We start from the raw sequence: 12,080 nt of genomic DNA, 5'->3' as shown, positions 1-12,080 counted from the left end.
ATTAACAGTGCTTCATAATTAAATCATTTAATTGAGTGCTTACGCAAACATCAATTTACTCATTAGCTTGCATTGCGGCAGCTTAAGTGAAGTAAATTCAATTCTCGTAACGCTACTGAGAATTTAGCAAACTCGTGCGAAGAGCTCATATTAAAATCAGTCAACATTTGCAGCCAACGAACAACAAGTGCATCATGATCATATAACCATTCGTCAATGATTATATCGCACTTACCTGTTGATGAACAAGTAGATAACACCACTGATGTTAAGCTACGTTGTTGTAACGCAAGTTCTTCACGGAATGCAGCTCTTGCAAGTGCTTGCCAATGGTTAGCAACTGGTTGCAAGTTAATTTGATGCATAAAATCATGCAACTGTAGCTTGTTACCTAAAGAGAAGAAAACAGATTGTACAAGAGACATTGGTACTTGGTACTGCTTGCAAACATCAGCAATATCAAACGCTGAGAATAATATGTTTTGATGTACAATCTCATTTGCCACATCAGCCGGTACTAATTTTTCAATCAGTCCATCGATACGCTTAATTTGTTTTGCTTTATCAGCGTCAACAAGTACTTGCTCTGTATTTTCTTTCATACCATCATAAATCGGTTTATAGAAAGCGATCGTGTCAGTAATGCTCATGTTACGATCACGATATCGCACTAGCCAACAGGCTGCACGACGAATATAACGGCGACTTTCAAATAACATATCAAGCTGTGTGGCAGAGTCGACCTTATTATCTAACCCTGTCACAACATCCCACATATTTTCCATACCAATCACATGCTTAGCGATAACAAAACATTTGGCAATTTCAACAACGGTAGAGCCAGTTTCATCTTGCATACGGCCAACAAAGTTCATGCCCATGTCATTAATAATTTCATTTGCAAGTTGTGTCGCAATAATTTCATTTCTTAATGGATGACCTTGCATTTGGGCTTTGTACTTCTCTTGCAGTAACTGCGGGAAAGCAGTGATAAGCAATTCAGACAAAAATCCATCTTCAAACACTTCATTACAGTTAAGCTGTTCTTTTAATTGCATTTTTGCATATGCGAGCAATACAGACAGTTCAGGACGCGTTAGACCTTCGTTTTTAGCTAATCGCTCAGCTAGTTCATCTTCACTTGGTAGGAACTCAAGTTGTCGGTTTAGCTTACCAGTGCGCTCTAGCATTTGCATGAAGCGAATTTGTTCCTTCAACTGCTCTGCTGCGCGCGTTTGAGTAACAGATACAGACAAGGTCTGTTTATAAGCATTATTAAGTACAATTTCAGATACTTCATTAGTCATTGAATACAGTAATTCGTTACGTTGTTTACGCGTTAAATCACCATTGCTAACGATACTGTTAAGTAAGATCTTAATGTTTACTTCATTATCTGAACAATCTACACCACCCACGTTATCAATGAAGTCACTATTAATACGACCACCATTTTTAGCATACTCAATACGGCCAAGCTGCGTACAACCTAAGTTACCACCTTCACCAACAATCTTAACGTTAAGAGCATTACCGTTTATACGCACATGATCATTCGCACGATCACCTACATCATTATTTGTTTCAGATGCCGATTTAACATAAGTGCCGATACCACCATTCCACAGTAGATCTGCTTGTGATGTTAAGATCGCTTTAATTAAATCCGTAGGGGTCATTAATGAAACATGGGTACCCAGCACTTTCTTGATTTCAGGTGTTAGCGTGATCGCCTTAGCTGAACGTAAGAAAATACCACTGCCTTTAGACATAATTGAACGGTCATAATCAGTCCAGCTTGAACGTGGTAAATTGAATAAACGCTCACGCTCAGCATAACTTGTTGCACAGTCTGGATTTGGATCGATGAAGATATGCATGTGGTTGAATGCAGCTATTAACTTAGTGCTTTTCGATAACAGCATACCATTACCGAATACATCACCGGCCATGTCACCAACAGCAATACAAGTGAACTCTTCTTCCTGACAGTTTATGCCCATTTCGCGGAAGTGACGTTTAACCGATTCCCAAGCTCCCTTGGCAGTAATCCCCATTTTCTTATGGTCATAGCCCACCGACCCACCTGACGCGAATGCATCACCTAGCCAGAAGTTATATTCATCACTGATCTCATTGGCGATATCTGAGAATGTAGCCGTCCCCTTATCAGCGGCGACAACTAAATACGAATCAGCTTCATCGTAAAAGCGGACGTTGGTGGGATGAACCAGTTCACCGTCAACAATGTTATCAGTGATATCGAGTAAACCACGGATGAATGTGCGGTAACATTCTTTCCCAATATTAAATAATTCGTCGCGACTGTGAGATGGTAGAACCTGTTTACAAACAAAACCACCTTTTGCACCGACAGGTACAATTACCGTATTCTTCACTTGCTGTGCTTTAACCAAACCCAATACTTCGGTACGGAAATCTTCACGACGATCAGACCAGCGTAAGCCACCACGAGCCACTTTACCGCCACGTAAATGCACACCTTCTACTTGCGGTGAATACACAAACACTTCAAATTTTGGTAGTGGCAAGGGCATATCAGGGATCAATGATGACTCAAATTTAAACGAGATATATGCTTTACTTTGAGCCGATTTTTTTGATTTTGGATCTATTTGATAGAAGTTAGTTCGTGATGTAGCTGTGATTAAGTCAATAAAACGACGAATAATACGGTCATCATCCAAGTTATTCACTTGCTCTAACTTAGTTTCAAAGTTGGCAATGATATCTAGGCTATCAATTTCGCCCTGGTCGATAGCAAATTTTTGATGAAAATAGCAATATAAACTATTCGCTAACTCAGGTAATGACGCTAATGTATTCTCAATATATGCTTGGCTAAAATTATTACCAATTTGGCGCATGTATTTTGCGTATGATCTAAGTACCGAGACTTGACGGCCAGATAAATTAGTTTTAAGTACTAATTTATTAAAACCATCATTCTCTAAACGATTTTCCCATACTTGATGGAATGTAGACATGAAGTCAGCACTTCGCTCTGTGGTATCAAGAACATTATCACCGGTATAAAGCATGGTGAAATCAAGTACCCAATATACCGTTCCGTCAGCTGTTTTTACTTTAAATGGTGTTTCGCCCAGTACTTTTAACCCCATGTTTTCTAACATAGGCAGTACATCGGACAAATGGATTGGCTGATCTTTATGGAACAGTTTTAGACGTACGTGATTTGAGTCATGTTGCTCTTCTTGTGCACGGTAGAAGATCATTTCTAACTTATGCTCAGTTGACAGTGTTTCTAGCTTAATAATATCGGCGACAGCTGAACTTGGTAACACATACTCTTTATAAGACTGTGGGAAAGCATGGATGTATTGCTCTGATAAATAACGACCTTTTTCTTCACCATAGTGACTTACAATAGCGGTTTTTAACTTATCATTCCAAGATTTAGCGGCCTCAGCTAGGTTTTGCTCAATCTCTGCTACGTTTACGTTTAGCTCTTTATCATGTTGCCCTACGTGCACAATATATTGTGTTCTAGCCATATTACCTTCAGAGAAATAGGTATTAAATTCAACTTCTTTATCACTTCCTAGGTAGTCAGCTAATACTTGCTGTGTCTTTTCCCGTAATTGCGTGGTGTAACGCTCTTTGGTTACATACACCATGCAGGAGTAATAACGACCGAATAAATCTTTGCGTACGAATAACTTAACCTGATCGCGGTCTTGCATATGCAAAACACCTAATGCACAGTGTAAGATTTCGTCTTCGCTCGATTGGATAATTTCATCGCGAGTGTATGTTTCTAAAATATTCAACAATGCTTTGTATGAATGATTTACAGGGTTATAACCAGACGCATCGAGAACACGTTTAATTTTGTCACTGATAAGGGGAATATCAATCGCGCTGCTATTGTAGACAGATGATGCATATAAACCGATGAATCGCTCTTCACCAATGACGTTGTTATCCGCATCGAATATTTTAATGCCAACATAATCGATATTTGCAGGCCTATGCACGCGAGATTTAGCATCACTCTTGGTGAGAATAAGCGTGTTCTGTGACAATACTTCGCGTCTTGCATCTGTCGACAAGTTTGCTAAACCATAACCTTGGTTGTTCACCGAGTTCTTCATTATACCCAAGCTTGAAGCGCATTCAGGCGTGATCACATAGTCACCCTTTATCGGTTCGATATCGTAATGACGGTAACCAAGTAGAGTGAAGTTGTGGTCACATAACCAAGCTAAAAACTTAAGCGTATCAGAATAATCGATACCTTTTTTCTTTGGTTTTGCAGACAGCTGTTCAATGACAGAAAGCAACTTATCTTGCATTGGAGACCAATCATTAACTGCTAAAGCGATCTCATCTAATACAGACGCTAACTCTGCACTAATGGCGTCAAGTTTACTGCTTTCTGTTTGACGATCGATTTCAATTAAAAATACAGTTTCAGAAGTAAAATTCTTTGCATTTTTGGGATTGGTTAGAATTTTGTTCACTCGACCACTATCATCTCGTTTCAAAGCAATTGGCTGATGTAACATCAAATGAGAAATTACGCCAAGTCGAGATAATGCCATCATTACAGATTCGGTTAGAAAAGGTGAATCCGGTACAATAATTTCAACAATTGTATGGGTTGATTGCCAACCATTAAGGCTAATTTCTGGATTATAAACACAGATATCATAGCCGCTATTATTACTACTATTTAATCTATTCCACAAACTAATTGCAGCACAATACAGATCACTATCACTTCGCGAAGAAAGATCTTCTTGCCTCATTCCTGCATATAACGCAGTTACAAACTGCTCAACTAATATATTGCTTTTGACATCTACTTTAGTCTTTACAAGGCTGATTACGTTTTCCAGCAACACGGGAATAGGCGTTTTATTCAACATACTAGCAATCCTTTAAATCTTGGTTTATTAAGTCTAGCTAAAAAAGTAACTTATGACGGTAATTCAGGCGGGCATTCTAACATTAATAATTGTAATAAAAATGCTACAGAGGCAACAAGATAGAAAGAAAAATGCAGGTTTTTGAGAATAAAAAATTAACATATAACTTAAAGTGGGCACATGACACTACAACTGGTCAAAATACCCACTTTTTATAAAACAAACGTTTAACTTAATGTTACACATTTGCTCGGCCGTTAGACTACGCTAGCGCACGATCTATTTTTTCAAATAAATCAGCCGCTAAATTATCAATTTTACTTAAGCGGTTTAACTGTTCTTTCATTAATTCTTGGCGTACTAAATCAAATTTCTTAAATTCAATAAGCGGTGTCATTAATCGAGAAGCAACTTGCGGGTTACTGCTGTTTAGCTGACATAAGATATCGGTTAAGAAAACATAACCACTGCCGTCGATGGCATGGAAGGCTTTGGTATTAAGTGCAGAAAAACTACCTATTAATGAACGTGTTCGATTCGGGTTAGCTAGAGAAAAACTGCCATGCTCTAGCGTTTCTTTAACCATTGCTAGGCAGTTTTCATTCGGGTTAACACCTATTTGTACAAACCATTTATCCATGACTAAACCGTCGTGAGACCAAGTTTTTTCAAACCCTGACATCATCGTTTTAAAGCAAGGTAGCTGCGCTTTATTGGCTGCGCTGATTGCGCCCATGGTATCGGTCATATTATCTGACTGTTGGAATTGCGCTAATACCAACTCATTAACATCAGTAACATCCGCTAGTGCGATATACTCAAGGCATACGTTTTTTAATGCACGCATAGCGATATGATCATGCTTAACTTCATAAGCACGCTTAGGCATATCGGCATAAATGGCAGTGCATGTTGTTACAACATGAGCAGCAATTTGAGACTTGATAAAAGCGGTCACCGTTAACAATGCATCAACATCGACTTCGTCGAATAAACCCATAAGGCTATTGGTTGATGGGAACTGCAACATTTCAGCTTTTAGTGCTGGGTCAAGTTCAGCATTTTTGACTAAATCAGCAAAAGCTTGCCCAAAAACAGCTGGTAACTCTAGTGCTTGCTTATCGTGAATACGAGCTACGTTTTCAACAATATGCTTATTGATGAGTAGTTGTGACGCATCCCAACGCGCAAAGTCATTAGTAGCATGAACCATCAACATGGCAAGCTGTTCATTTGTGTACGCATAGTTAAGCTTAACAGGCGCAGAAAACTCTCTAAATAAACTCGGCACTGGCGCAGACATTACGTTATCAAATACAAAGTCTTGATGTTTTTCAATCAAGTTTAAAACGTGATTAGCAGGTTTACCGGCACTGATCAGCTCAATCTTATTGCCCTGCTCGTCAAGTAGCTCTATATCAACAGGGATATGCAGCACTTGTTTTACTTTTTGATCTGCAGTGGCAGGAGTATGCTGTTGCATAGATAGAGTGTAAGTATGGCTTTCAGCATCATAGCTATCTGTAACCGTCACTTGCGGTGTGCCTGATTGTGAATACCAATTCTTAAACAGTGTCAGATTAACACCTGATGCATCTTGCATTGATGCTACAAAATCATCACAGGTAACCGCTTGCCCATCGTGGCGTTCAAAGTATAGATCCATACCCGCACGAAAGTTCACTTCACCTAATAGCGTGTGGATCATACGGATAACTTCAGCACCTTTATTATAAACGGTGGCGGTATAGAAGTTGTTCATTTCGATTACAGATGCAGGGCGTATTGGGTGTGCCATTGGACCAGCATCTTCAGGGAATTGTGCTGAACGTAACACTTTAACGTTTTGAATACGATTCACAGCACGAGAGCCAAGATCGGAGCTAAATTCTTGGTCACGGAATACCGTTAGACCTTCCTTCAGACTTAATTGGAACCAATCTCGGCACGTAATTCGATTCCCCGTCCAATTGTGGAAGTATTCGTGCCCAATGACCGCTTCAATACCTAAATAATCAACATCCGTCGCGCTTGCCGCATCCGCTAATACATATTTAGAATTAAATACATTTAGGCCTTTATTTTCCATTGCGCCCATGTTGAAGAAATCAACCGCCACAATCATGTAAACATCGAGATCGTACTCTAAACCAAAGCGGTCTTCATCCCACTTCATCGAATGCTTAAGTGACTCAATTGCATGATGACCACGTGATAAGTTGCCTTTATCAACAAACAGTTCTAACTTTACATCGCGGCCAGAGGTCGTAATATAATTATCGCGTAGCACATCAAAGTCACCAGCAACTAATGCAAATAAATACGCTGGTTTAGGGTATGGGTCACGCCATTGCACCCAATGACGGCCATTATCTAGCTCACCACTATCGACACAGTTACCGTTAGATAATAAATAAGGAAAGGCAGCTTTATCAGCTGTGATCTTAGTGCTAAAAACAGCAAGTACATCAGGACGATCAAGGTAATAGGTGATTTTCCGGAAACCTTCAGATTCACATTGTGTACAAAATGCATCGGCAGATTTATATAATCCTTCTAAACTGGTATTTCCCAGCGGATTAACTTCTGTCTCAATGATCAATACACATTCAGACGGTAAATCAGAAATGATAAGCTGATCATCTTTAACTAAATAGCTATCAATTTTATGACCGTCTATTGAAACCGCTAGCAAGGTAAGATCAACGCCATCTAAAATAAGCGGATCGTTATGGCTACCACTACGGCGTACTTTATTGATAGCAACAACTTTTGTTTTACTATCGTCAAGGTTAAAATCTAGATCGATATTATCAATGAAATAGTTTGGGGCGGTATAGTCTTTTAAATGCTTAGCATTAGGCTTAAGTGTCATTGCTAGTCCTAATCTATCGACGGATAGAGACGTAAAATAAAGGAAATAAAGTGCAGCATCCCGCTGCACTTGAAGTATTAATGGAGGTGGTTTAGCTTGATTTGCTTAAATCAATCGCGATATTGGCAGCTTCTAATAAGAAGGCATCGTCAAACTCAAAATCCTCAGGTTTATCATCAAATGATTTAACCTCAGGTAATTCTTTACGCTCTAAACGCTCATTCAAACGTTTTAGACGAATTGCTTCGTTTTCTTCACGCTCTTTGATACGTACAGACTCTTTTAAAGAAATTGTTTTACTATCCAGTTCCTGCTTATATTTAATAATATCTTCTTGGATATAACCAAATTCAGGATTGTCGACAACACGCTTTTTATGTGATTCTGTTAGTGGTTTTACAGTTGCCTGTAAAGCTAACGACTGCTGATAACTTGCTTTACGGATCTGATCCCAAGCCAATGCATTATCTTCGATTGATTCGCCCGTGTCTTCTGGTTTTACCGCCGATGGGAAAGCGATATCGGGTAAAACACCATGTAGTTGTGTACTGCCACCATTAATACGGTAGAATTTTGAAATGGTATATTGCACACTACCAATAGGCTTGTCATACAGGTCATACAAACGCGCAAGTGTTCTGTGCTGTTGTACAGTCCCTTTACCGAATGTCTGTTCACCAACAACTAAAGCACGACCATGATCTTGTAATGCAGCCGCAAAAATTTCTGATGCTGATGCACTATAACGATTAACTAATACAACAAGTGGACCGTCGTAGTAAGTTTTACCGTCACGATCTTCTAGCACATTAATTTTATCTCTAGCATCACGGACTTGTACTGTCGGGCCGGAATCAAAGAATAAACCAGAAAGTAAGTTAGCTTCTTTTAATGCACCACCGCCATTATCACGTAAATCGATAATAACAGAGCTCACTTTATCTGCTTCTAACTTAGCTAGCTCGGTCAGTACATTTTTAGTTAAGCCATCGTAGAAGCTTGGGATCTCAATAACACCAACCTTTTCGCCTTCAACCTCGATAACTTTCGATTTAGCAGCGCGATCTTCTAACCGTACTTTATCACGAGTAATTTCTACAATTTTATGTTTTGCACTAGCCCCTTCACCACGCACGATCTCTAGTCGAACTTTGGTACCTTTAGGACCCTTGATCTTATCGACAACGTCGTCTAAACGCCAACCGACAATATCCACAATTGTTTTGTCATCTTGTGCAACACCAACAATCTTATCTTCGGCTTTTAATTGTTTAGTCGAATCCGCAGGTCCACCCGCAACTAAAGAGCGAATCACAGTATAATCGTCAATTGTTTGCAGTACTGCACCAATGCCTTCTAAAGATAGGTTCATTTCTGTCTTAAAACGGTCGGCATTTCGTGGGGATAGGTAAGATGTGTGCGGTTCAATATTACGCGCATAAGAGTTCATCAATGTTTGAAATACATCTTCACTCTGTGTCTGTTGCAAACGTTTGATTGCAGTATCATAACGCTTATGCAGTAATTTTTTTATCTCAGGCCAGTCTTTACCTGTTAATTTTAAATTAAGTGCTTCGTACTTAACTTTTTGACGCCAGAGCTCATTGAGTTCTTCTGTGGTCTTAGCCCAATCTAATTCAGATGTATCGAAATAATATTCGTCATCACTATCAAATTTAATTTCAGTTTCAAGTAAGGTTAATGCATAAGCAAATCGTTCATAACGACGCTGTAAGCCAACACTATAAATATCATAAGCTGGTGCAAGACGACCCTGGCGGAAATCATTCTTAAATGACAGTGCATATTTATTAAAGCTATCAATGTCACTTTGTAAGAAGATTGTACGATAAGCATCAAGATGTTTTAAATATCGATCGAAAACTTCAACAGCGAAAGCGTCATCAAAATCAACTGACTTATAATGAGAGCGCGTGAATAGATTAACGAGACGTTTACTTGCTTCAGAATGCTGAGCTTCTTGCTTTAATGTAGGGAGTTCTTGAATAGAAATAGCAGGTTCAAATGCATGAGCATATGTGGCTAATAGTACCGAAGCACTGATAAAAGTTCGTTTTAAAACTTTTTTCATTAAAAATCCTTTTGAGAATAAGTAACGCTAAATTAATAATAGTCAAGTATCAGCTAATTTTCATATATTTAGCTAACACTCGACTATTAAAAATTCAGAACACTCTTATTGCTTTATACAAAAAGGTGCTCTTTTTTTACTTTTAGAGAAAGTCCAGAAAGTAATTGAACTTGAACACCATCTTTAGATACTTCAACGATAGTTGCTTGTACCGGTGCTTTACCAACTACAACTTTGACAGACTGGCCTGATTTAAGTTCCGCATCATTTACTGGACGTTCAACTTGAATTGTAGGTTTTTGTTCTGCCTTAGGAGCTGATTTCTTAACTACTTTTTTAGGTGCTCTTTTAACAGCAGGCTTTTGCTTTTCAGCGTTTGCCTTTTGTTCTGCATTTTTCTTATTACGTTCAGCGAAGAATTTAGTTTTACTTTCTTCAAGTGTTTTTTGTGCATGCTCGATGTGCTCTGCATCTAAAACACCTGCTTCGTTGCCATCTAAGTCAACTCGTACAGCATCTTTTTTAGCGCCGTGAAGGTAACGCCAGCTTGCAGTATACTGACGAAGTGCCGTACGTAATAATGTTTTACTAACTTTATCGTCTTCTTTTAGACGCTCAGCCAGATCTTGAAAAATGCCAATTTTTAGCGGTTTAGCTTCGCCTTTTGCAGTGAAACATTTTGGGAATATTTCCACCAAGTAAGCGATAACTTCTTTGCTATTTTTTAGCTTTTCAATGTTTTCCATGAATGACCTTAAATTACTTCTAATTGTTCAGATATAACAAAACGTATTTTTGCTATATCGCATGTATAAAATTTATCGCTATTATAGAGCCATTGCAATTAAATGCTATCTTTAATCCGTTAACTTAACCCAAAAATGTGTTAAAAAATAACTCTTCACGTGATTTTTGCCTCTTCGGCAAACAATAATTAACGGTATTAAAGATTAAGCGGCTTCTTTTTCTATTGTGCTTTTTGCCGCTTTTTTAGCTTTTGCTGGTTTTTCGCGACTCTCTTCAACATCTTTTAATTTACCACCTTTTAAGATTTGCTGTAGTGAAGCGCTATTTTGTGCCAAGTATAATGCTAACTCTTCGGCAAGGCGATCATCTATCGCTAATGATGATGTACTGATAAAGTCCGTAAGACCATCGGCAACATCTAACATTTTGTCGTATGCATCGGCTTCTTTTTTACTTGTAGACGTCATTTTTTCCACACCATTTCGTTCAACTACATACTTTACTATTACGGCCATGAACCAATCCCCTGAATACACTGTATATTATGACAGTGTATTTACTATTAGCGCTTAATTCAAGTCATTAGTCATGGGTTTAGCCTACATTTTAGCCGAAAAAATGATTTAGACATCTGATTTTAAATGAATTTATTATTGGTGACCGTTCTAAATAATTATTTGCCCCTGCCAAAATATATTAACCACTCCGCTCAACAAGCTAAGTTATTGATAATTATTTAATCTAATTGGATCAGATCTACATTATATAGCGTTGTCACTAAACAGCTTAGAGTTAGAGTTGAAGCCTTACTTTGCTAGTTCAATATGAAGAGGAAGCGTTTTACCATTACAACTATATCCAATACTAATTCATTACAAGAGTATAAAATTTTTTACTACTGCCACTTTGGCTAACGAAAAATAAGCGTAATTATGCCAGCATCCAACAGATCCGACCATGATGGACAGTAAATCGCTAAGGATAAACTTGTGATCCTATTGATATTTACAATAAAATAATGCTATTAATGAACCTTTATAAAACATGCTACAGTTTACTAGAAGTAATTAAGCATAAAAAATTTAGCCATTGGCGGGTGTGAATGTCAAATATTAGTGTGTGTGATAAATGTGATCTAATTGTCGATCATGTGCCTATAGCAAAAAATAAGCAAGCACACTGCCCACGTTGCAATACCTTGCTCTATACAAACAATGCATTTTCTATTAGTGCGATATTGGCACTTTCAATAACTGGTCTCATACTTGTTGTTATCGCGAATGTATTTCCGATGTTTACCATCACCATGTTAGGTGTCGAAGAGTCAGCAACGCTCATCCATGGTGCTTTGTCTCTATTAGAAAAATATTTTTATTTAGTTGTCGTACTTGTTATATTTTGCAGTTTCATTGCATAATTTCTATTTTGATCTTGTCTGTATCAAGCGTGCATA

The 12,080-nt window shown here is 38.2% G+C and carries 6 protein-coding genes; 1 reads left to right on the top strand and 5 read right to left on the bottom strand.

Annotated features, from left to right (window positions below):
* Nucleotides 1-62: 62 nt before the first annotated feature.
* The 5 genes from QNK26_RS17975 to QNK26_RS17955 form a co-directional block, all read right to left on the bottom strand.
* Nucleotides 63-4,913 carry an NAD-glutamate dehydrogenase gene (locus QNK26_RS17975; protein ID WP_319225438.1) on the bottom strand — a complete coding sequence of 1,617 codons (4,851 nt, stop codon included), beginning with the start codon at nt 4,911-4,913 and terminating at the stop codon, nt 63-65.
* A 262-nt stretch (nt 4,914-5,175) separates the two neighbouring features.
* On the bottom strand, nt 5,176-7,788 hold the full coding sequence (pepN, locus tag QNK26_RS17970) for an aminopeptidase N (protein WP_319225436.1): 2,613 nt from the start codon (nt 7,786-7,788) through the stop codon (nt 5,176-5,178).
* A 91-nt stretch (nt 7,789-7,879) separates the two neighbouring features.
* A complete protein-coding gene (prc, locus tag QNK26_RS17965) occupies nt 7,880-9,880 on the bottom strand; it encodes a carboxy terminal-processing peptidase (protein WP_319225435.1) in 2,001 nt (666 codons plus the stop codon).
* A gap of 113 nt (nt 9,881-9,993) precedes the next feature.
* Entirely contained in the window at nt 9,994-10,626 is a 633-nt protein-coding gene (gene proQ, locus QNK26_RS17960; protein WP_319225433.1) for an RNA chaperone ProQ, read from the bottom strand.
* A 204-nt stretch (nt 10,627-10,830) separates the two neighbouring features.
* Nucleotides 10,831-11,142, bottom strand: coding sequence for a YebG family protein (locus QNK26_RS17955; protein WP_319225431.1), 312 nt, complete (start codon nt 11,140-11,142; stop codon nt 10,831-10,833).
* A gap of 587 nt (nt 11,143-11,729) precedes the next feature.
* Here QNK26_RS17955 and QNK26_RS17950 point away from each other — a divergent pair.
* Entirely contained in the window at nt 11,730-12,044 is a 315-nt protein-coding gene (locus tag QNK26_RS17950; protein WP_319225429.1) for a paraquat-inducible protein A, read from the top strand.
* The last annotated feature ends 36 nt before the right edge of the window (nt 12,045-12,080 follow it).

Source organism: Moritella sp. (assembly GCF_033791185.1).
In the GTDB taxonomy this organism is placed as follows: Bacteria; Pseudomonadota; Gammaproteobacteria; order Enterobacterales; family Moritellaceae; genus Moritella.
Note: the sequence above shows the minus strand (reverse complement) of the source record. Positions and strands in the feature narration are given on the sequence as shown.